This is a genomic window from Streptomyces sp. MspMP-M5 (assembly GCF_000373585.1).
GTDB lineage: Bacteria > Actinomycetota > Actinomycetes > Streptomycetales > Streptomycetaceae > Streptomyces.
Map to the genome: position 1 here is coordinate 183,117 of NZ_KB891940.1, position 22,538 is coordinate 205,654.

14 protein-coding genes are annotated in these 22,538 nt (G+C 69.0%); 4 read left to right on the forward strand and 10 right to left on the reverse strand.

What is annotated here, in order from left to right:
• The 5 genes from B073_RS0134985 to B073_RS0135005 form a co-directional block, all read right to left on the reverse strand.
• On the reverse strand, positions 1 to 2,460 hold the full coding sequence (locus B073_RS0134985) for a PEP/pyruvate-binding domain-containing protein (RefSeq protein WP_018542723.1): 2,460 nt from the start codon (positions 2,458 to 2,460) through the stop codon (positions 1 to 3).
• 417 nt (positions 2,461 to 2,877) lie between these two features.
• Entirely contained in the window at positions 2,878 to 4,857 is a 1,980-nt protein-coding gene (locus B073_RS42140) for an AfsR/SARP family transcriptional regulator (protein WP_158690298.1), read from the reverse strand.
• Between the two features lie 946 nt (positions 4,858 to 5,803).
• On the reverse strand, positions 5,804 to 7,090 hold the full coding sequence (locus B073_RS0134995; RefSeq protein ID WP_018542725.1) for a condensation domain-containing protein: 1,287 nt from the start codon (positions 7,088 to 7,090) through the stop codon (positions 5,804 to 5,806).
• Entirely contained in the window at positions 7,087 to 8,223 is a 1,137-nt protein-coding gene (locus B073_RS0135000; RefSeq protein ID WP_018542726.1) for a serine hydrolase domain-containing protein, read from the reverse strand. The genes B073_RS0134995 and B073_RS0135000 overlap by 4 nt, the downstream gene beginning before the upstream one ends.
• A gap of 44 nt (positions 8,224 to 8,267) precedes the next feature.
• Positions 8,268 to 9,260: an aldo/keto reductase gene (locus B073_RS0135005; RefSeq protein ID WP_018542727.1), complete on the reverse strand. Its 993-nt coding sequence runs from the start codon at positions 9,258 to 9,260 to the stop codon at positions 8,268 to 8,270.
• Positions 9,261 to 9,441: 181 nt separating this feature from the next.
• On the opposite strand from B073_RS0135005, the gene B073_RS0135010 reads away from it, so the two are divergent.
• On the forward strand, positions 9,442 to 10,653 hold the full coding sequence (locus B073_RS0135010; RefSeq protein ID WP_018542728.1) for a cytochrome P450: 1,212 nt from the start codon (positions 9,442 to 9,444) through the stop codon (positions 10,651 to 10,653).
• Positions 10,647 to 14,102 (forward strand): SDR family NAD(P)-dependent oxidoreductase, encoded by a 3,456-nt coding sequence (locus B073_RS0135015; protein ID WP_018542729.1) that lies wholly within the window; start codon positions 10,647 to 10,649, stop codon positions 14,100 to 14,102. Before B073_RS0135010 ends, B073_RS0135015 begins: the two co-directional genes overlap by 7 nt.
• A gap of 40 nt (positions 14,103 to 14,142) precedes the next feature.
• Here B073_RS0135015 and B073_RS0135020 read toward each other — a convergent pair whose 3' ends face one another.
• The 4 genes from B073_RS0135020 to B073_RS0135035 all read right to left on the reverse strand — a co-directional run bounded on the left by B073_RS0135020 (position 14,143) and on the right by B073_RS0135035 (position 18,547).
• Positions 14,143 to 15,087 carry an NAD-dependent epimerase/dehydratase family protein gene (locus B073_RS0135020; RefSeq protein ID WP_063740930.1) on the reverse strand — a complete coding sequence of 315 codons (945 nt, stop codon included), beginning with the start codon at positions 15,085 to 15,087 and terminating at the stop codon, positions 14,143 to 14,145.
• Positions 15,088 to 15,233: 146 nt separating this feature from the next.
• Positions 15,234 to 16,421 (reverse strand): DegT/DnrJ/EryC1/StrS family aminotransferase, encoded by a 1,188-nt coding sequence (locus B073_RS0135025; RefSeq protein WP_018542731.1) that lies wholly within the window; start codon positions 16,419 to 16,421, stop codon positions 15,234 to 15,236.
• A gap of 181 nt (positions 16,422 to 16,602) precedes the next feature.
• Positions 16,603 to 17,208, reverse strand: coding sequence for a response regulator transcription factor (locus B073_RS0135030; RefSeq protein WP_018542732.1), 606 nt, complete (start codon positions 17,206 to 17,208; stop codon positions 16,603 to 16,605).
• 271 nt (positions 17,209 to 17,479) lie between these two features.
• A complete protein-coding gene (locus B073_RS0135035; protein WP_026248019.1) occupies positions 17,480 to 18,547 on the reverse strand; it encodes a glucose-1-phosphate thymidylyltransferase in 1,068 nt (355 codons plus the stop codon).
• A 249-nt stretch (positions 18,548 to 18,796) separates the two neighbouring features.
• Here B073_RS0135035 and B073_RS0135040 point away from each other — a divergent pair, with 249 nt between their 5' ends.
• Positions 18,797 to 20,008, forward strand: a complete 1,212-nt coding sequence (locus tag B073_RS0135040) for a nucleotide disphospho-sugar-binding domain-containing protein (protein ID WP_018542734.1) — start codon at positions 18,797 to 18,799, stop codon at positions 20,006 to 20,008.
• A gap of 325 nt (positions 20,009 to 20,333) precedes the next feature.
• Here the strand turns inward: B073_RS0135040 and B073_RS0135045 are convergent, their stop codons facing one another.
• The gene (locus B073_RS0135045; RefSeq protein WP_018542735.1) at positions 20,334 to 21,140 is read right to left on the reverse strand and encodes a class I SAM-dependent methyltransferase; all 807 of its coding nucleotides are present in this window, start codon (positions 21,138 to 21,140) and stop codon (positions 20,334 to 20,336) included.
• 140 nt (positions 21,141 to 21,280) lie between these two features.
• On the opposite strand from B073_RS0135045, the gene B073_RS0135050 reads away from it, so the two are divergent.
• Positions 21,281 to 22,525 carry a nucleotide disphospho-sugar-binding domain-containing protein gene (locus tag B073_RS0135050; RefSeq protein ID WP_018542736.1) on the forward strand — a complete coding sequence of 415 codons (1,245 nt, stop codon included), beginning with the start codon at positions 21,281 to 21,283 and terminating at the stop codon, positions 22,523 to 22,525.
• Positions 22,526 to 22,538: the final 13 nt, after the last annotated feature.

A 22,538-nucleotide genomic window follows, 5' to 3' on the forward strand; every position in this document is an offset into this window, starting at 1 on the left:
TCAGTCCTGGCACTGCTCGGCGCGTCGGGCGGCGAGGGAAGTGCCGGCCGGCCGAACGGTGCCGGCGGTCCCGTCCACCTCGATCAGGCCGCCGTCGGGCAGGACGGTGGTGGCGTCGCCCGTGGCGACCACCGCGGGGATGCCGTACTCGCGGGCGAGGATCGCCGGATGGGACAACAGGCTGCCGTTGTCGGTGACGAGGCCACCGAGGTTGGGGAAGAGCACTGCCCACTGCGCGGTGGTGTCCTGGCAGACGAGCACGTCACCCTTGCGCACCCGGCCGAAGTCCCGCGGGCCGCGGACGATACGGGCGGGGCCGACGGTCCGGCCCGCGGAGGCGCCGAGCCCGCCGAGTCCGTCCGTCTGTGGCGCTTCCTGCGGTGTGGCCTGCATCTGGCGTGCCACCCACATGGCGACATCCGTCACGTGTCGGATGTCTGCGGGAAGTTCGGTCGTGTCAGGCTCCGGGGCCGGTCCGGCGGGCGGGGTGCCGTGGAAACGCGGCCCGGGGTGGGCGAGGGCCCAGTGGTGCTGTGCTCGGCCGAGCCGTACCTCCTGGCGGAGGTCGGCGGAGTTGCCGAGTGCGTCCAGGGCCCGGTCGAGCGAGACGTGGAAGACGTCCTCTTGCCGGTCCATTCGGCCCGCCGCCACCAGGCGGGCACCGATTTCCAGGGCGGCGTAGCGGAGCAACGCCCATACGGACACGGCAAGATGGGATTTCTCGTCGCGGATGGGCGTGCTGAGCTCGACGGCGGCAAGCGCCGCGGCGAGGGTTTGCTGTTCGGTAGCCGACCGAGAGGCGAGCCGGCGTTCCAGTTCGGCGCGCAGCGGGCGGACACGGCGGGCCAGGGCGGCGCGGCGATCTTCGAAGTCGAAGGGTTGGTCGAGTCGCGCGGCCACCATGGCGAGGACCATGGCGGGCCGTTCGGCGAAGGTGGGCTCGGTGAGATCGAAGCCCGGACTGCGGTGGCCGTGCTCGTCGAGATACGACGCGAACGCCTCCGCGAAGTGCGGGTTGAGCGAGTGGAGGTGTTCGCGGGCGCCCGCTGTGTCGCGTTCCAGTTCCGCACGGAGAACGGGGTCGGCGGCGGCCTGCCTGGACAGCTCACCCAGCGCGACGACGGCGCCCATGTGTACGCCGACCAGCCCACCGCGCACCGGCAGGGGGTCGCCGGGCGGCCAGTCGACGATGCGCTGTGCCAGCATGCCGAGTTCCGCGCTGAGGAACATGGCGGCTCCGGCCAGCCGGAAGTAGACATCGTGGAATTCCGTGAAGAGCGTGGACACCTCCTCGGCATGGGCTGCCAGCGCCGGGCCGTGCAGTCCTCGGAGGTCCCTTTGGCGCAGGTTCCTGATGCGCGCTGCGTAGGTCGGCTTCCACTCGGACTCCCACCGTTTGACGAGGGCGAGGGGCACGCCGTCCGCGACCTGTTCGGCGATGCGGTGCGTGTTCCGGGCCTTTGCGGGCTCGGAGTTGAGGTACACCCAGCCGCCGATGTCCGTTGCGGTCAGCGCGGCTCCGGTGGTGAAGGCGAACAGGTGTCGTGCGGAGGACGACAGCACGGGCAGGTACACGGAGGATTCCAGGCGCGGCCGCGGGGCCGGAGACCGTGGATCCCGGACGTGGAACCCCGGCGGTACCTCTACGGTTCCCGGTGTCGGATGGCCCGCGAGCGTGGTGATGGGGCGTGCCTGGAGGAGCCACAACGTGCCGTCGGCGAACGCCCATTCCACGTCCTGGGGCGTACCGAAATGCTCGGTGGCCCGGTCGGCGAGCTGGGCCACCTCACGTGCCTGCGCCTCGGTGACCGCCTTGCCGGAGCCGGATACCAGTCGGGCCGCGCCGTCCCGGACGGACCACTCGTCGGCGACGCTCTCGCCCGCCATCAGCCGGTCGCCGAGACCTGTCACGGCGCTCACCAGGGTCTCGTCGCGGTCGCCGGTGACGGGATTGGTGCTGAAGGCCGCACCCGCCGCGGTGGCGGGGACCATGGCCTGGATGAGGACGCCGACGCGTGCGGAGGCTTCCGCGCCGTCGCGGTAGGCGGCGAGGTGGTCGGAGAACGCAGAGGCCCAGCAGTGCCGGAGCGCCTTGGCCACAGCCTTGGCGCCGACCACGTTGAGCACCGACTCGTATTGGCCGGCGAACGACCGTCCCGCCGAATCCTCCTCGACTCCGGACGACCGGACCGCGACGGGCACGCCGCCGAGTGCGTCCAGCGCTGCCGACAACTCCGCGCACAGGGACGACGGGAGTGGGGCGGTACGGATGCGCTCCACGGCAGCGCGTGGGTCGTCGCCGACGCCGTCGAGTACTTCCGCGAGCACCTGCCAGGGCACCGCGAACCCGTCGGGCACGCGGAAGCCGGCGTGGCGTGCCGCGCCGAGTACCGCGGCTTTCCTGCCGACCCGGTCGGTGTCGTCGAGGCGGAGTCGGGCGAGTTGAATGAGGTGGGCCATCGGCTTGGTGACTCTCCCGTCGAGAGGTGTCCCGCGCGTGGCGGGAGTGGCGGGTCATGGACTGGCGGGCTTGCCGGCAGGGACGTCGTCGGAGTCGGTCCTGAGCTTCTCGGAGGTGCGGGGCACGGGTTCCCGGCGGGCATGACGCGCATCGCCGCGTCGGATGTCACGAACGTCCCGATGGCCGTCGTCAGCGTGCGCTGCCGCGACCGGTACCCCGGGTGCTCCCCAGGCCGTCTCGCCGTGGGTGCCCAGATCACACCGACGTGAGTGCCATCTGTCGTCCTCGCCTCTCGTTTCCGGTTCGTCAGCAGTCTTTCCACCGGCCCCTCGGCCGTGTAGTGGTATGTCTACGGACTTTGTCGGGAGATTTCTCCTGGGCGCCGTGCTCCGGGCCGGTGCGACGGTTTCGCCCGTTCAGGTTCCGACAGCGCGCACGATGGCGATGTCGCCGTTCATCAGGTCATCGATGAAGGAACGGACCAGCGGAGGCATGATGTAGCTGCCCGGACCGATGCCGGCAGCCACCGAGCGCAGAAACCGTAGCTGTTTCAGCTGGGTGAGGACACGGTCGGCCTGGAGACGGCTCCAGCCGCATAGTTCAGCGATCCGCACCGACGTCATCGAGGTGAGATCGGAGATCGCCATCATGGTCAGGGCCTTGCGGCCCTGACCGTCGAGCAGGCGGTAACCGACGGAGTAGGTCTCGCGGATGTCCCATTCCCCGAAGCGGAGTTCCTCCAGGCGGGCTTCGGGGTCAGCCAGCCGCTGGGCGGCTTCCGTCAGCGACGTGTATACGCCGGTGGTCAGTTTTGCGGCCACGATGCGCAGTGCCACCGGAAGCTGGTCGCACGACCGGGCGATGTCGCGGGCGACGTCCTCCTCGCCGGCCATGCGTTCCACGCCGACCATCGAGCTCAGGATCGCCACGCACTCGTTCAGCGAGGGGGCGTCCAGCCGGAACGACCGTGCCCCTTCCAGGCCGCCGACGGCCAGTTGCGTTCCCGTGATGAGGACTGTACTGCCTGGTCGCGACGTCAGCAGCGGGCGTACCTGGGCGCGGGAGCCCGCGTTGTCCAGCAGGATGAGGACCTCGTGCTGCCCGGTCCAGCTCCGGAACAGCTGGGAACGCTCGTCGAGGTCGGCCGGGATCTCCTCGCCCTTGAAGCCGGCACCGCGCAGGAACCGGCCGAGCACCTGGTACGGCTCGACGGTTCCGCCGCCGAGGTCGGCGTAGAGCTGGCCGTGACAGAAGCGCTCCCTGATTTCGTGGCACACGCGGACCGCGAGCGCGGATTTTCCCGTGCCTGGACTGCCCGTCAGGGTCACGACGGTGGGCGCCAGCGTGTTCTGGTCGGGCGTCAGGAGCCGGCCCAGTTGCTCTATCTCGGCCTCGCGACCAGTGAATTCCGCGATATTGCCGGGGAGTTGTGCGGGGGAGATCGTCTCCCGCGTCTGCCAAGCCGACTCGATCTCACTGACAGCGCTGGAGTCGGCGGTCAAAATCTTGCGCTGGAGTTCCTGCAGGCTGGCTGAGGGGTCGATGCCGAGCTCGTCCTGGAGATTCCTCCGGATCGTCTGGTACACGACCAGCGCGTCGGAGCGTCTCCCCGTTCTCTGCAGGCCCACCATGAGTTTCGCATGAAGATTCTCGTGATACGGGTGCTCGGCACACAGGGATTTGAGCTCGGCGACGATTTCCTGGTGGTAGCCCAATCGCAGCTTGGCCTCGATCCTCAGCTCCACCGCCTGGAGCACGGATTCGGCGATCTGGCCCAGACAGGAATCAATTATCTCGCCTCCGATCACATCGTTCAGCGGTGCCGTCGGGCACATATCGAGTGCCTTGGTCACGACGTCGAGGGCGGCCTCGTCGGCGCCTTCCTGAAGATGACCTCTGGCTTGGTCGACCAGGCTACGGAAAATGTCCAAGTCCAGTTCGGTGGGCCCGAGTCGAAGTTCGTACCCGACTGGCTTGGTAAGGAGAATCTCCTTGCTGTTGAGGCCGCTCTGCGTGATTATCCGCCGCAACTGGTACATGTAAGTCTGCAGGGTCGCCGTGGCGCTTACCGGCGGGTCCTGCCCCCAGATTTCGCTGACCAGCGATTCGATCGCCACCACTCTGTTCCGCCGGAGTGCGAGATGGGCGATGATCGTCCGCAGTTTCGGCGCTGTCGGCGTGACGTCGACGCCTCCGACGATGAGACTCAAGGGACTGAGCACCGAAATCATCAACGGCAATGCGCCCGCTTTTCCGGTGTCGCGGTCTACTCGAGGACTGTCTGATTCGCTTCTGTTGCTGTCAGTGACATAGAGGTCACCCGGCGTGTCTTTGCGCTCCCACATATCGAACAGCTCTCCCCCGTGCCACGCTTCCTGCTGGGTGGTCAATCCCAAGTTGGGGCAGCGTGGATTCGGCCATGTACACGTTCGACACCTTCTGGCTGATGACCGCCAAAAACCAGGTGTCCTATGCATCACAAGATCTCATACGGACATGAGTTCCCCTGCGTACATGGCTCGATTGTTTCCCTCTGTCCGACAGTGGACGAGCTGGTCGATGGTTCACGGAGGGCGTGCACCCCTCTGTGCATGGAGGATAAATAGGCTTAAGTCGGACAAAACGAGGACGCTCCTGCAAGTCTCAGTGTTTTTCACGGCCGCCCGGCCGCCCGCCGGTCCGCATCGCCATTTGCATGCATTTACCATTTCTTTGCGAGGATGTTAACTTGGGGTTCAGTATCAGCCTTTCGGTGTACAGATCTGGCCTGTACTGAGGGTTCGTTTCGCTGAATGGCTCTGCGGCGCAGGAAAAGCGGGAGCGGCATGAGCCTGGAGCCTTTTCGCGTGCGCCTCACGAGGGTGAGGATCGTGGCAGCCGCCAACCTGAGCCCGTTTGGACCGATCCGGGCATGCCCAAAGCCCGCGCGAGTAAAGACCTCTCGGCAACGTGCTGGTCGCGGTGCGTGACGGCGCTTTCTCGGCCGTTAGTGTCCCGGCGTCAGTGAGGGTGAAGCCCCTGGTTGGTGCCTCGGTCCACCGTGTGAATTCCGCTCACGGGTGTCGGGCGGGCTCGGGGTGTTTGTTCGTGATGCGGGCGGTGGTGATCGCCGGACTTCCCAGCGCCGGTGCGGGGGAACGTGGAGGGTGCGGCAGCAACGCAGGCCGACGCAAGGGCCGATGTGAAGCCGTAGGCCGCGCCGACCTTACTGAGCCTGTACCGGTCCACACCTTGGAGTCGGAGATCTCCTCCAGCACGAAAGGGGCGACAACAGCCGTTCCCCAGAGCCCAGGTGACGAACAAAGCACGCACCACCGCTCCCCCTGGGAGTGCCGGCCCGGGTCATCGCACCGGGTCGGCAACCGCCTTCAGAACCGTGTCCACTTCCGTGCACCACAGGCCGGCCAGACGTGCCGCGCGCCGATGGTCGAGAACATCGATGCGGTGTTTGATCCGCGCGGTGGTCCGTGTGCCGAACCACACCTCCAGCGTTACCTCGAACGCGGACTCCGGCTTGAGCCGGGGTACGTACACACTCGTGGCGCCATCGAGGCACAGGGTGAGATCGGTCTGCTCCTGCGATACGAACGCTGCCTGGCACAACGGGGTGCGCTGTGCATCGTGAGCGCTGTTGTCGCCGACAAGGTGTTCCAGCGGTGCGAATTGGAAGCGCAGGGTCTTGGCCAGCCCCGCCACGGTTTGCCCGAGGTCGCGCTCGACGCCGCCGAGGGCCCGGAACCTCAACGGCACCACCGAGACGAAGCATCCGATCGCGGACATGCTCGCCAGCGAGGTGCGCCCGCTGACCGGCAACCCGACGGCGAAGTCGCTGCCTCCGGTGAGCGCACGCAGGGCCCGGACCCACGCGGTGAGCAGGAGGGCGTTGGGTGTGGTGGCCGCGGTCCTGGCGGCCGACTCCAGCAGTCCGGTGTGGCGGGGCGACAGGACGACCAGCTCTTCACCGAGTGCGCCAGGCGTGGCGGGCACGGGGCCCAGCGGCAAGGGCAGGTCGGGCACGCCGGCGAGGTCCTGGGCCCACTCCATCAGGTCGTTGCGGTCCTGCTCCGTCTCTGTGTCGCTCTGTGCCCGCCAGATCCGCTCGTAGTGGCTGGGCGGGTCGCCGGGAGGGGGATCGCCGTGCCGCAGCGCCCGGTAGGCGGCGCCGAGTTGGGAGAAGAACACGGTCGCCGACCATCCGTCGAAGGCGGTGTGGTGCACGGAGACGATGAGGTGTGCCAGCCCGTCGTCCGTCGTGCCGCAGGTCAGCAGCAGCGCCCGCACCGGCAGGTCCCGATCGAGGTGGAAGGGGCGATACGCGAAGGCGCGCAGAGCCGGCTCGTGCTCCGGCGGCGCGGCGCGGCGGATCTCCAGTACCTCGGCCACCGCGTCAGGTTCGAGGACCGTCGCGACGAGCCTGTGGGACTGCCTGGTGATGAGGGTACGCAGGGCGGTGTGCCGGCCGACGACGGTGCGCAGGGCCGTCCGTAGTGCCGCCTCGTCGATCGGGCCGGTGATCCGGAACGTGAAGGAGTCCATCGCGTCCGGTGATCCGGGGCTTGCCTTCTCGACGAACCAGTACCGGGCCTGTGGTGCGGGCAGGCCGCCGAGCCACCGCATCTCGGCGGTCACGACGACAGGACCAACGACGAGAAGCAGGCGACGAGCGCGCGGTCCATGGCGGTCTGGAACACCGAGAAGGCGGCCGGGTCGAAGCGGTCGACGGCGCCCTTGGTCGCCGACACCACGAGCCGAGCGGCACCGTCGAAAGTGCTGTAGGCGTGGCAGATGTAGCCGGGGACGCTGCCGAAGTGGCCGATGCCGGTGCGGTCGGGGGCGAACTGCCGGCGGAACAGGCCGGGGCTGACGCCCGGGTCGGGTGGCGGCGGGGTGAACGAGGTGATTTCGGCGAGCGCGCGCGGGGGCAGCAGCCGGCCGTCGAGCAATGCGGCCAGAAACACGTCGAGGTCCCGGGCGCTGGAAATGATCTCGCCGGCGGCCCCGTACCAGGAGGGGTTGGAGCGAGTGACGTCGGCCACCTGCGGCTGCCCGTCCAGCCGGTAGCCGAGGTAGCCATGGGCGTGGGGGCCGGGGATGGCGGTGTCGTGCCCCGGCACGGTGGTGTCGGACAGGCCCAGCGGCCGCACGATCCGCCGGTATACCTGCTGTGCGTACGGCTCCCCGGTGATTTCCTCGATCAGCAGCCCGATCAGGACGTAGTTGGTGTTGGAGTACGCGAAGCCCTCTCCGGGCGCGAAGTACGCGGGCTTGTCCAACGCGAAGCGAACCAGCTCGTCGGGGGTGTAGGAGGTCGTGAGCTGCCGTACGTACAGGTCGCCGGTGGTGGGGAAGAGGCCGGGCTGGACCGTACGGTCGAGCTGGTGCTTCCCCGAGTAGTTGTACAGGCCGCTCACGTGGAGGAGGAGCATCCTTACGGTGATACGGCCGTCGAGTCCGAAGCGGGGAAGGTAGCGGTCGACGGGGTCGTCGAGGTCCAGTTCGCCCTCGGCCGCGAGCATCAGCACGATGGCCGCCACGAAGGTCTTGGTGACGCTGCCGATGCGGAACACGGCATGTTCGGGGACGGGGTCCGGCCGACCGCGTCGGGCGACGCCGGCCGTGGCGCTCCACACGCCGAGCCGGTCGTGCACCCGCACCAGGACGCCGGTGGCCCCGGCGGCGACCATGTCGTCCATGGCTCTGGTCAGCGCCGCGCGGGGGCCGCCGTCCAGCGGGGCGACCGTGGCCGACTGGGCCGGCTGCATGTCCTTCAACTCCTCGTCTCCCGTCCGTCGAAGGGCGCTGTCCGTCACTCGCGGCCGGCGGAGATCCAGTGCGGGTCCCGAGAGCGGGCTCCCTCCACTGTCCCGGCCACGGAGTCCAGTCGCCGGATGTGGTTCTCGGTGAGCACGGCACCGGCGGATGCGAGGTTGTCGGCCAGATACCGCCGTCGCCGGGTACCGGGGATCGGCACCACCGGCAGGCCGAACTCCCGGCCCTTGGCCTTCAGCCAGGCAAGGCTGACTTGCGCCTGGGTCAGTCCGGTCTCCTCGGCGACCGCGGCGATGGTCCGGGTCGCGGAGACGTTCACCGCCAGGTTGTCCTCGCTGTAGCGCGGCATCAGGGCCCGCCGCAGGTCGTCGGCCGGCAACGAGCGTTCACTGACCGTGCCGGCGAGCATGCCGCGGCCGAGCGGCGAGTACGGTACGAACCCGGTGCCGAGCTCGGCCGCCGCCGGGATGACTGCGGCCTCGACGTCACGGCTCCACACGCTCCACTCGGACTGAACGGCCGCGATCGGGTGGACGGCGTGGGCGCGACGCAGTTCGGCCGCGGTGACCTCGCACAGCCCCAGATGGCGCACCTTTCCGGCGGTGACGAGTTCGGCCATCGCGCCGACCGTCTCCTCGATCGGCACGTTCGGGTCCACCCGGTGCAGGTAGTACAGGTCGATGGTGTCGGTGCCCAGCCGCCGGAGGCTGGCCTCGGCGCAGCGCGCCACGTAGGACCGATCGCCCCGGGCGCCCCGGGACCCCTGGAGGTCGCCGGTGATCCCGAACTTCGTCGCCACGGTGACGTCGGCGCGCCGGTCGGCCAGTAGCCTGCCGACAAGTTCCTCATTGGCGCCGTTGCCGTACACATCGGCGGTGTCGAGGAAGGTGACGCCGATGTCGACGGCGTGTCGCAGGAGCGTCAGCGCCTCGTGCGGACTGACGGGTTCGGCAGCCGGGCTGAAGACCGACATCGTCGTGCCGAGGCCGACAGGGCTGACCCGCAGGTCGTCGCTGAGAAGAACAGTCATGGTGGGCGCAGCGTGCCGGGGACGGCTCGGAAACCGGTCCAGCCTCGCTGTCCTCCCTCTCGATCAGCGACTCGACGCGGGCACGGATCGTCTTTGACGGGCGCGTACCAGGGTCGGCGGCGGAACCGAGGAGACCGGAGGCCGGCACATGAACGCCCCCGATGGACGCGGAGACCGCCCCGTGGCGGGTGACAAGTGCCCGGTGGGGGCCGTGCCCGGGGGCGCGCCGCTGTTCCCGATGCGCCGGCCCTGCCCGTTCGGGCTGCCACCCGCCTACGCCGAGATGCGCGAGCATGCGCCGGTCCGGCGGGCGCGCCTGGCCGGCGGTGCTCTGGTGTGGCTGGTGTCCCGCCACGAGGACATCCGGACTCTGCTGGGCGACGCCCGACTCAGCGCGGACCGGTCGCGGCCGGGTTTTCCCTTCCTCGACAGCGAGACCGCCCAACTCGCCGACGTGCCGGTTTTTCTCAGCATGGACGCGCCGGACCATCTGGCGTACCGCCACATGTTCCGGTCGGAGTTCCGGCCCGGGCAGGTCGATGAGCTGCGGCCGTTCGTGCAGCACTGCGTCGACGAACACCTGGACCGGATGGTCACCCAGGGACCGCCGGCGGACCTGGTGACGTCGCTGGCGATGCCCGTGCCCGCGCTCACGGCCGGACGGATCCTCGGCGTACCGGAGGGCGAACTGCCCAGGCTGGAAGAGCTGTCGGTGGCCGCGCTCACCCACCGCGACACCAAAGCGTACGAGGAGCTGTTCAACTTCGTCAGGGAGATCGCCGACGACGCAGCCGAATCCCCCGCCTCCGCCGGCATGATCGGCAGAGTGCTCCGGGAGTACGTCGCGGCGGGTCAGCTGGATGCGTGGTCCATGCTGGCCACCGTGTTCGTCATCCTGATGGCGGGCTACGAGACGACCGCGCACATGATCTCGCTGGGTGTCCTGACGCTGCTGCACCACCCGGAGCAGCTTGCCGCGGTACGCCGGGATCCGGCGTTGGTACCGCAGGCGGTCGAGGAACTGCTGCGGTACCTGTCGGTCGGTGAGCTGGCCGCCGTACGGATCGCGGCCGAGGACATCGAACTGCACGGGACGACGATCCGCGCCGGCGAGGGCGTGGTTCTGTTGGGCGCCGCGGGCAACAGGGACCCGAGGGTCTTTGAGGATCCGGAGCGCTTCGACATCCACCGCTCCCCGGCTCGGCACCTGGCCTTCGGTCACGGGCCCCATGCCTGCATCGGGGCGCGAGTGGCGAGGCTGGAGCTGGCCGTCGTCCTGACCACTTTGCTGGAGCGCCTGCCCGGTCTGCGGCTCGCGCAACGCATCACCGACGACGCGGTCGACTACGAGGCCGTGCTCTTCGGGCTGAAGAGGCTGGAGGTCACGTGGTGAACGCACCATCGCAGGCGGTCCTGAGCGGGGAAGCAGCTGAGCCGCCCGCCAGCTGGCCGGCCACCCTGAGCGCCGCGCTGTTGCGTGCGGCGGACGGTGGACGCACCGTCACCACCCTCGACGCCGAGGGCCGCGAACAGGTGGTGACGTACCGCGAGTTGGCCCGTGCCGCAGGCCGGGTGCGGTCGGCACTGCGCGCGGCGGGTACCGGCCCCGGTGATCCGGTCGTGCTCGCGGTCCGCGACAGGATGCGATTCCTCACCGCGTTCTGGGCGTGCGTGCTTGAGGGACTGGTACCGGCCCCGTTCGCGCCGCCGGCGGCGGGCCGGTCCGAGGAGGCCGACCGGCGCCGACTGGCGGGGGTGTGCCGGCTCTTGCGTGGACCGTTGGTCGTCGTCGACGAGGACTGGGCTGGTGAGGATGCCGCTGCGCGCCGCCTCGACCTGCGCCGGCTGCCGCGTTCCGGCAGCCAGGAGACCGAGCCGCATCCTGGTGAGGCCGTCCAGCGCCGCCCGGACGACGTCGCGGTGCACTTGCTGACGTCGGGCAGCACGGGCGTGGCGAAATGCGTGCCGCTGACCCACCGGGCACTGGCGCACCGCGCCTGGGCCACGGCCCGGCACAACGGGTTCGAGCCCGACGAGGTCGCGCTGAACTGGATGCCGCTCGACCACATCGGCGGTCTGGTCATGTGGTGCCTCCAGTCCGCCTTTTTGGGGTGCCACTACGTCGACGTGGACACCCGCCTCATCCTCGCCGACCCGCTCGCCTGGCTCGACCTGCTCAGCACACACCATGTGACGATGACCTGGGCGCCCAACTTCGCCTACGGTCTCGTCAACAGCGAGCTGCGCCGCGGCACCGGGCGCAGCTGGGACCTGCGAGCGCTGCGACACGTGCTCAACGGTGGCGAGGCCGTCGTCGGCGCGACCGCCCAGGAGTTCGCCGCCCGGCTGGTCGGCCACGGGCTTCCGGCGACCGCCGTGCACCCGAGCTGGGGCATGTCGGAGACCGGTTCCGGAGTGGTCTACTCGCGCCTGGACGCCACCGACACCGCAGTGGGCATGGTGCATGTGGACGCGGCCTCCCTCGACGGTGAGCTGGCCTTCGTCCGCCCCGACCGGACGAGTTCGCTTCCCCTCACCGTCACGGGCGTCCCACTGCCGGGCGTCACGGTTCGCATCACCGGCGAGGACGGCCAGGTGCTGCCGTGCGACCGGGTGGGCGAGCTGGAGATCAGCGGGCCCACGCTGTTCGGCGGTTACGTGGGCGACGAGGAGGCGAACGGACGGGCGTTCACCGCCGACGGCTGGTTCCGCACCGGGGACCGGGCGTTCGTCCATGATGGCGAACTGACCATCGTGGGGCGGGGAACCGACGCCATCATCGTCAACGGCGTCAACGTCCCCGTCCACGAGATCGAGGCGGCGCTGGAGTCGGTCCCCGACCTCAGGCCCGGCTTCGTCGCGGTGTGCGGGGTACACACGCACCGCGGAGAGCGGCGCACCGTCGTCTTCGCGGCCCGCACCCCCGCCTCCACCGCGACGTCGCGGGAACTCTCCGCGTCCGTGAGTGAGGTGACAGGACGCGAGTTCGGGTTCGCCCCCGACGACGTGGTCGTGATCCCGGCGGAGTCCTTTCCCAAGACCGCGATCGGCAAGATCCAGCGGAAGCGGCTCGCCGAGGAGTACGCCCGTTCCGAGGACCCGGCCTCCTGGATGTGTACGGAGATCTGGGACCCCACCACCGCGCCGCCGGCCGAGGGAGCAGAGCCGGGGACGCTGCTGCTGTTCGCTGACGCGGAGGATGCGCAGACCGCGCCATCCGGCAGCGTCGTCGTCTCACGCGGCCCCGCCTTCCGGGAACTGACCCCACTGCGTTACGAGATCGACCCGGACGACGCCGCCTCCCACGCGGCTGTACACACCTCCCTGGACCGTCACGGCGTGCGCCCCCGGACGGCGGTCTACACCTGGCTGCCCGGCCCGGAAACCACGCTGTCCGAGACACCGCGGCCCGAGGTCCTCGACGGAGGCGGGCCCGCCTCACTCCTGGTCGCCCTCCAGTCCGCGCAGCGTGCCCCGGCGCCCCCTGAACGATTCTTCATCGCGACGCGCCACGCTTGCGCGGTCCGTGCGGACGAGCCGGTGAACCCCCTGGCGGCGACCGTGACGGGGCTGGTCAGGACGGCACGGTCGGAGGGCATCCGGCTTGACGTACGACAGGTGGACTTCGGCGCGGCCGAGACCCCCGCCGCCGTCCTGGACGCCTTGGGCGAGGAGGCGCGTAGCGCCGACGGCGAGGCCGTCGCCGCCTATCGGGACGGCACCCGGTATGTGCCCCGCAGGGTCCCGGTGAAGGCGCCGGCTCCGGCTGACCGGGGGACCCCGTCCGCGTTGCGCACTGGTGCGACCGCACTGATCACCGGCGGCTTGGGCGACGTGGGGTACGAGCTGGCGCGTCACCTCCAGGACCGGTACGAGATGGACCTGGTGCTCGTGGGACGCACTCCGGCGTGCGTGGGCGGTACCGGGGAGCGTGCGCAACGCCTGACCGCGCTGGCGCAGCGGGGCCGCGTGCACTATGTGTGCTGCGACGCCGTCGACGAGGTGGCACTCGACAGGGCCGTCGCCGAGACGGAGTCCCGGTGGGGCAGCACGGTGGGGTTGGTGTTGCCTCTTGCGTCGCAGGACGTGGGCAGCAACTGGCTGGAGCCGGAGCGGCATGTGGTGGCGAACGAGCCGGTAGGCACGTTCCGCTCCGTCCTGCGGAACAAATTCCTGTCCGCCTGGGCCGCCGCGCGACTCGCGGCCCGGCGCCCCTCGTGCACGCTGGTGCTGTTCTCCTCGCTCAACGGCGCCTTCGGGGCCTCGCCGTTCGGCTCCTACGCGGCGGCCTGCACAGGCGTCGACGCCTTCGCCCGCAGTCCGCGCCCGCCCGGCTCCGGGTCGGCGCACGCCCTGGCGTGGAGCGTGTGGTCGGGGCTTGGCATGAGCCGGAAGGCCGCCGAGCTCGACGTGGCGGTCCGGCGCCGGGGCTTTCGGACCATGGACCGGGACGAGGCGGTCGGCCTGTTCGAGATCGCACTCGGCGCGGGCGAACCCTACATGCTGCTGGGATACGACCCAGGACAGGACGCCGGGACGCACGACGCGGAGCAGCGTGCCTCGCGATCCGCCCTGGCGGCCGCCGAGGATGTCGGCCCGCTGACACCGTGGCAGGACGCCGTCGTCCGGGTGTGGTCGCAGGTGCTGGAGCGGCAGGATGTGGGGGTCGACGACAACTTCTTCTCCCTGGGCGGGACGTCGGTCATGGTGATCCGGGCGGCCGCTCTCCTGTCCGACGACTGCGGCGTCCGCGTCCGGGTCGCCGACATCTACGAGAACCCGACGGTGAGCGCGCTCGCCACCGTCGCCGAACGCGCTGCTGACGGGGCTGTTCCCTCGTGAGCGCCCAGGGGCCGTGACGGCACGGCGCCCGCGTGGCACGTCAGGAGCTGTGCCCCGCAGGCGCGGGAACGGCCGCACGCCACGCTGCTCTGACGCCGTCGGTCAGGGACGTCCGCGCCTGCCAGCCGATCGCGTCACGGGCACGCCGCACATCCAGCCGGACATGGGCGCGGTCGAGGCCGCGGGACGGTAGGTGTTCAAAGGTCAGGGGGCGGTCCACCACCGTCCGTACCACGTCGGCCAGTTCGGCGAGGGAGGTGGACCGTCCCGAGCCGACGTTGAGGACCAGTGGGTTTCCCCAGGCGGCGAGGAGCTCGCTCCGGTCGGCGTGCAGGAGCCGGTGCATGCAGTCGACCACGTCGTCGATGTACACGTAGTCCCGGGTGCACGCCGAGTCACCGATGATCCTCAGCGGCCGGCCCTCCTGCAGCGAGCGCAGCCAGTGGGCCAGGACGCCCTGCCCGGCCGTGGCGCGCTGCCCGGGACCGTAGACGTTCGACAGGCGCAGAATGATGCCCGGGATGGTGTCGGAGTACGCGGACAACTCCTCCTCCAAGGCCAGTTTGGCGGCGCCGTAGGAGGAAGTGGCGCGGGTCGACGAGACTTCCGAGAACGGCGGGCGGACGTCCGGGTCGTAAACCGTGCCGCCGGAACTGGTCAGCATCACCGCCGGCGGATCCGGCATCTGCGCCAGCCGGCGGAGCAGTTCGGCGAACAGCCGGTGGTCCGCCTGGGCCCGTTCGGGGTGCTGTTCCCCGAGCAGCGGGTTGATGCTGCTGGCGAGATAGAAGACGACGTCCGCGGTGAGCAGGCAGTACGCGAGCCCTACGGGCGATATGAAGCCGGCCTTCCTGGTGAAACACGCGGTGTCGATGCCACTCTGATTCAGTACCGCGCTGAGCTTCCTGCCGATGAATCCGCCCGCTCCGATCACCACTGCCCGGCGTATGGTGATGCGCTCCGCGCGGGATGCATGTCCGGGCATCTCGTACGCCCCCCTTTTGTGTTTGGCGCAAGCTCGGTCATACCGGAAGGCCAGTACAGTGGGCATGGCTCCAGCGTCGCTGGACGTGTGTCGGCGTCCGTTCCTGCACGTGGGTTCTACCGGTTCCCGAGACGCCCTGGTTACTTTCAGCCGGCCCGGCGCAGGCAACGGGTGACCTGGTGGCCACGTTCCACCGCGAACCGGATGATCGCGCACACTGCGGTGATGTCGTCGGCGGTGACGCACTCCCCGGTGGGAAGTGCCATGACGCGGGCGGCGATGCTGTCGGTGCCCGGGAACGGGCGAGGGGTGCGGTAGGGGTCCATGCGGTGGCAGCCCGGATAGAAGTAGCGGCGGGCGACGATGTTTTCAGCCGCCAGTACCGCCAGGAGATCGTCGCGATCCAGTCCGGTGACCGCGGCGTCCACATCGAGTACGACGTACTGGTAGTTGTTGGCCTCGCGCTCGTCGATCTCCAGAAACCGCAGCCCCGGCGTGTCGGCGAGCTCGTCCCGGTAGCGCCGGTAGTTCTCCCGGTTGCGGCGCACGAAGTACTCCATGTCGTCGAGGGATGTGAGTCCCATGGCGGCACTGGCCTCATGGAGCTTGGCGTTGGTGCCCACCGAGACGACGTCGTCATCTCCGGAGATGCCGAAGTTGCGCATCTGGCGGGCCCGGCGGGCCAGTTCCCCGTCAGAGGTGACCAGCGCGCCGCCCTCGAAGGAATTGATGAACTTCGTGGCGTGGAAGCTGAATACCTCGGCGTCGCCGAAGCCGCCGATGCGCCGGCCGTTCCAGCCGCATCCGAAAGCGTGCGCGGAGTCGAAGACCAGGGCGAGACCGTGGCGCCGGGCCAGCGAGGTCAGCTCGTCCAGCCGGCTGGCCCGGCCCCAGATGTGGACGCCCAGGATGGCCGTGGTGTCCGGGCCGATGAGGGCTTCGGCCTCCGACAGCAGCAGCGAGCCGTCCTCGGGGTCGACGTCGCACAGGACGGGAGTCAGCCCGATCCACGACAGGGCGTGTGCGGTGGCCGCGAAGGTGAACGCCGGCATGATCACCTCTCCTGTCACGCCCCGCGCCCGCAAGGCGAGCTGAAGGGCGGAGGTGGCGTTGCACGTGGCGATGCAGTAGGGGGTGCCGGCCTCTTGGGCGACGCGTCGTTCGAACTCCTCGCACAAGACGCCGCCGTTGGTGAGCCATCTGCTGTCGAGAACCTTGTCCAGCCGGTCGTAGAACGCCTTGCGGGAACCGATGTTGGGCCGGCCGAAGGTGACGGGAGTGACGAACGCCGGCGCGCCGCCCAGAACGGCCAGGCTCCCGAGAGTCCGTTTCACCGCCGCTCCCCAGCGTGCCCGGCAGAGAGGGAGGCCCAACTCGACGGGGCGGGCCACACGAAACGCGACCTCCATGCCCATGTGGTCACGAGCACACGCATGAAAGGAACCCCTTCTCTCCGGACCCTCACGATGGACCGCACCGGTCGAGGACTGGTGAAGGACCGCGCGAGTGCCTCCGCTACAACCAGCCGCGGTCGCGCGCGACCCTGATGGCCTGGGCCCTGTTGCGGGAAGTGGTCTTCGCGATCGCCGCGGTGATGTAGTTGCTGACGGTGCTCACCGACAGGTGCAGGTACTCCGCGATGTCGGCCAAGGTGTCGTGGAACTGCGCGGCACGCAGCACGTCACGCTCACGCTTGCTCAGCGGACTGTCGCCCGACTCCATGGCCAGCCGTATCTGCTGGCCGGAGAAGAGGAGTTCACCTGCGGCTACCCGTCGGATGGCGGCGGCGATCTCGCCCACCGACGAGTCCTTCGTGAGGTAGGCGCGGGCTCCCGCCTCCAGCGCCCGCCGCACGTACCCTGGCCGCTGGAATGTGGTCAGCATCATCACCAGCGGTGGGTGGGGATGGTGCTTGAGCGCCTCGGCGACGTCCAGACCACTGACACCGGGCATCTCGACATCCAGCAGGAGGACGTCGCATCCGGTGCCCGCGAGGGTCTCCACGGCCGTGTCCCCCCGGCCGAGCTGGGACACGACCTTGATATCGGGCTCCAGTTCCAGCAGAGCCACAATGGCCGAGCGCAGCATCGCCTGGTCCTCGACGATCGCCACATTGATCACGAACGCCCGCTCTCCCTCACGTCGGTGCCCTCAACGGATCCGCTTTCCAGCGGCAGGTCAATGGTCAGGTGGCAGCCGCCTGGCAGGGGCGCGTGCCCACTCGGCCGTCCAGGTCACTGGCCCTTTCGCGCGGCCCCCAGGCTAGTACGGCGTCGATCCCCCGGCGCCAGGTACGGGGACCGCAGGACGCGGGCGGCGGAGACCGCAGCGACGACGGCTGCGCTCAGGGACGGGAGGCGCCGCCTGAACGACGGGTGGAGCATCGGCATGCTCATGGCGAGATCTGCACCTCGCTGTGGTCGCCGAGGATCAGCCGGTTGCCGAGCGGCTTCCGCACGGCGGAGGTCACGTTCGCGTTGCGGCCGATGAGGGATTCCCGGAGCCGGCCCACGCCGTCCAGCCGGGCCTCACGCAGCACGACAGAGTATTCGATCTCGGTGTCCTGCACCCGGCATTCCTCCGCTATGGAGGTGTACGGGCCGATGTACGAGTTGCTGATGACCGTGTTGCAGCCGATCACGGCCGGGCCCACGACACGGGAGCCGCGCACCTGCGCGCCGGCCTCGATCCTGACCCGGCCGATCACCTCGCTGTCCGCGTCCACCGTGCCCTCGGTCCGGGTCTCGACGTCCTCCAGCACCGACCGGTTGGCCTCAAGTACGCCGAGGGCGTCGCCCGCGTCCCTCCAGTAGCCGTGAAAGCGGGTCGACCGGACCTCGTGTCCGGTGTCGATCAGCCACTGGAGGGCGTCTGTGATCTCCAGCTCGCCACGTCCGGACGGAGCGATGGCTCGCACCGCCTCGTGCACGACCGACGTGAAGAGGTACACACCGACCATGGCCATGTCGCTCTTGGGCCGTGCCGGTTTTTCCTCCAGGCCCAGGACCCGTCCGTCGTCGGCCACTTCGGCCACGCCGAAGGCGGTCGGGTCCGGCACCTGGGTGAGCAGTACCCGCGCGTCGGTCCGGTCGGCGCGGAACTCGCGCACCAGGCAGGCCGCCCCGCCGATGGCGAAACTGTCACCCAGGTACATGGCGAAGTCGTCGTCGCCGAGGTAGTCCCGGGCGACGAGGACGGCGTGCGCGAGTCCCAGCGGCCTTTCCTGTGGCAGGTAGGTCACCTGCAAACCGAACTTGGAACCGTCGCCCACCGCTTCCTGGATCTCGAAGCAGGTTTCCCCCACCACGATCCCTACCTCGGTGATCCCAGCCCGTGCGATGTCCTCAAGGACATAGTGGAGGACCGGTTTGTTGGCCACGGGTACCAGTTGTTTGGGCGAGGTGTGGGTCAGGGGCCACAGGCGCGTGCCCGAGCCACCGGCCAATACAAGAGCCTTCATGCGGCGGAACGTTAAGACCGCCTTCTCGGATACCGCTGATGGCCCGGTCGACATGATGGCCCCCATGGGCGCGCGGGTACGAACGCATCCGGTGGTGCGTTCCCGCCGCGGTGGGCCCGGCAGAAGGGGACCGTGGGCGGAGGCCCAGTGGTGTTGCCTGCCCGCCACGCTGTCGGGTGCTTCTTGAGTGGTCTTCGACCGGTTCGATCCATGGTCGATGGAACTACTCATGAAAGGAGGCAACCGCTTGTGCGCGTTCTCGTTGCTACGTGGGCATGGCGCTCGCATCTGCAGCCCATGGTTCCGCTGAGTTGGGCGCTGCGGGCCGCCGGGCACGAAGTGATCGTCGCCAGTACCGAGGGCCTGGTGCCGGCCATCCGGGACGCCGGACTGCCTGCCGTGGTGCTTGGGCAGGAACGCCCGGACGTGATGCGGCAGATGACCGGATACTACTTCGACTGGCTTGCCACGTTGTCGGGGCCCGCGACGGTCGAGGATGTCCGGAAGCTGGGCCCACATGCCGTCGCGATGTACCGGGCAATGGCCGAAGCGACGATCGACGACACCTTGCGATTCGCTCGGACGTGGAGACCCGATCTGGTGGTCTACGATCCCACCACCTTCGTCGGACCACTGACCGCCGCCGCCATGAACGTGCCGGCGGCACGGCATATCTGGGGGATGGACTACACCTCGGTGACCAGAGAATGTGAGCCGGAGGCACTCGGGGAACTGTGTGCGCGCATCGGGATCGCCCCCATGGACACCTTGGGTACGGTCACCGTCGATCCATGTCCACCGTCATTGCAGACCGAGCTTGATGTGGCACGTTTGCCGATGCGTTTCGTGCCCTACAACGGCCCGGGCGTCCTCCAGCCGTGGCACCTGGAGAGGCCCACGCGACCGCGCATCGTCCTGCTGGCCAGCAGCATCACCGGGCTCCACGGCGAAACGGACGCGGCCGGGGAGTTCTTCGCCGCAGTGTTGCGGGGCCTGGCCGGGCTGAACGTCGAGGTACTGGCGATCGCCGGGGATCGCACCCACGCATTCCTCGAACCGCTGCCTGCCAACGTGCGGGTGATCGACCCGACTCCCCTGCATCTGCTGCTGCCGACGTGCGATCTGGTGATACATCAGGGTGGCGGCGGGACCGTGATGACCTCGCTGGCCCACGGTGTGCCCCAATTGCTGCTGCCGATGTCGGTCGACCACGTCTGGAACGCCCGGCGGCTGACCCGTAGCGGTGCGGGAAGCTGGCTGTCCGCGGAATCGGTCACTGCGGAGGCCGTCCGCGGCCACGTCGAGCGGCTACTGGACGACCGAGCCCATCGCGAGCAGGCACTTCGGTTGCGGGCAGAGATGGCTGCCCAGCCGTCCGCGGCCCGGGTTGTGGACTCGCTCGAGCGTCTCGTGGCAGAGAGCGGCGCGTCGGATACCGGATCGCGTCGGCTGCATCGGTAAGTCGGAACGACGGACTGTCCCGGTTCGGGACGGTCCCTTACACTCCGGCTGTTCATCGGAATGCGTGAAGCTGACTGACACCCTGATAAGTGGGGCCGCACCGTGACTGTGACGGCAGGCGTAAGGGGCTGGTCGGGGAAGGAACCGGCCGACGCCGAACCCGACACCTGCGTTTCCGGCTCCCCCCACCTGCCCGCCCGCCACCTGACGGCCGCACCCCTCCCGACAGGGACCAGGAAGGAGGGGCCCCGCAGCCTCCCGGCCCATGGAAGCAGGCCCCTTCCGCCTATTGCGCCATCTGCTGTGTCGGGACCGGGATCACCTGTCAACCAAGCGGTTTGCGGAGCGTGACAAACTGGCTGAGTACGGGGTAGTTCCAGCCGATGAAGAATTCGTCGATCCGGTCCGCGATGCGCTGCGGGTCGAACTCCGGAAATCCGCACAGCTCGGCGGGGTCGCCGCACTCAAGCGTCAGGTTGTTTCGCGACAACAGGGCATGCACGTCCGTGTTTCGCCCCCAGACGTTCTTGTCGAGCATCCCGAAGGGTTTTACGTCCAGGAAAAGGTCGATGCTCAGCACGATCAGGCCCCCAGGTGCCAGTAGTTGGCACATGGTGTCGACCATCAGCTCGGCTTCATCCTGATCCACGTGTTCGAGAACGGAGATGGCGAAGATCCGGTCGAACGAATTCGCCTCGAAGTCAGAGTCCTGCAGGCGTTCGGTGACCAGAGTGACATCCACGTCAAACATCGACGTGAACCAGCGGTGGATCTCCGCATGTGTGTCGTTGCCCTTCTCGACGCCGATCGACCACTTCTCGTCTTCCGACGGATCGACGTTGACGACCTCGCACCCCTGTTTTGCCAGAACGACCTGGAGCCCGCTGAGCCAGCCGCCGACGTCCAGCACCCGCATTCCCGGCTGCGGATCGGCGCTGAAGTAAGCCCAGGGATACTCAAGGGTCCTGGTGTGGCTGGTCGGCTGAAAACCGAAGGGGCCATAGCGCTCCGGGTCCTTGGCGCTGAACCTCTGCAAAGACACCTGCGAGTTGTCGACGTGGAAACCGTAGGGTGCCCCCCAGCGCTTGTTCCACTCCCGGTATTCGAGCGGGATGTCCTTTTTCGCGAGCATGCCGAATTCCTCTCCTGCCGTTAGGGTCAGCATTACCCTGCTGCCTCAAGGACCGGTGGGAGTGTGGTGGGGCGTAGCTCCGGCCGGGGTCTAGCGGTTCTCCCCAGTCGTTCGCGAGCAGTCCGGTCAACCATGGGGCGATGCGCGCCTTGTTCATCACCTGGGCTTGGAACACTCACTTCTACCCCATGGTCCCGCTCGGCCACGCACTGCGGGCGGCAGGCCACGAGGTCATGGTCGCCAGCCAGCCCTCGTTCACCAGCACCATCACCGACGCCGGCCTGCCCGCGGTGCCGTTCGGTGACGACATCGACATGCAGGGCCGCGTCACAGCGGCGTACCGCAATTGGCGCCCCGGCGTGCCTGCGCACGGTGCGGAGGGCGCACCGAAGGGCCCAAGGGGCCGCAGAACCTACCAGCTGGCCGCGGACTGTGCCGCGGCGATGGCCGACGACGCCATGGCCTTCGCGCACTCATGGCAACCAGACGTCGTCGTGTACGAGCCGATGGCGCTGTTGGGGCCGCTGGTGGCTGCCCATCTGGGTGTCCCCGCACTGCGGTTGCTGTGGGGGATAGATTTCTCGCGCGCGATCACCCTGCTCGGCGACGAACTCTTCGGCGGCCTGGCCGAAAGGCTGGGCGTGGATGAGTTCGCCCCACTCGGGGATGTGACGCTGGATTCGTGCCCACCCCGGCTGCAGGTCCCCGCCGATGACGTCATCCGTCAGCCGATGCGGTACATCCCCTACAACGGCCCGGCCCGGCTGCCCGCCGTGCTGCGCCGCCGGCCCGACCGGCCACGCATCGCCGTCACCTGGGGGAAGACCCTGCTTCCCATTGGTCTGCACGACGGCACCCTGGGCCCGCGTATCGTCCGCGCACTCGGCCGCCACGATGTCGACGTCGTCGTCGCCACCTCCGCCGATCAACGTCAGCACTACACCGAGCTGCCCGACAACGTGAGCCACGTCGGGCCCGTGCCGTTGGACCTGCTCCTGCCCAGCTGCGCCGCCATCGTTCACCACGGCGGCGGAGGCACCACCATGACCGCCATGAGCCACGGCGTCCCGCAACTGCTCCTCCCCTGGATCCCCGACGGTGTGCTCACCGCCCGGCAACTCCATGCCACCGGCAGCGGACGTCACCTCGAACCGCACGACCTCGACGACAGCGCACTCGCCGACGCACTTGACGCATTCCTCGCCGACCTGCCGACCTACCAGGACCACGCCGGCCAACTGCACCGGGAACACCGTGCCCTGCCCAGCCCCGCCGAGGTCGCCGCCCTGCTCGCCGGCCAGCTCAGCGGCGGCCGCACCGGGCCTGGGCCCAGGTCCGTCCCCAACCATGCACCAGTGGTTTCCCAGCTCGCTGCCCGAACATGACCATGGACCGGAT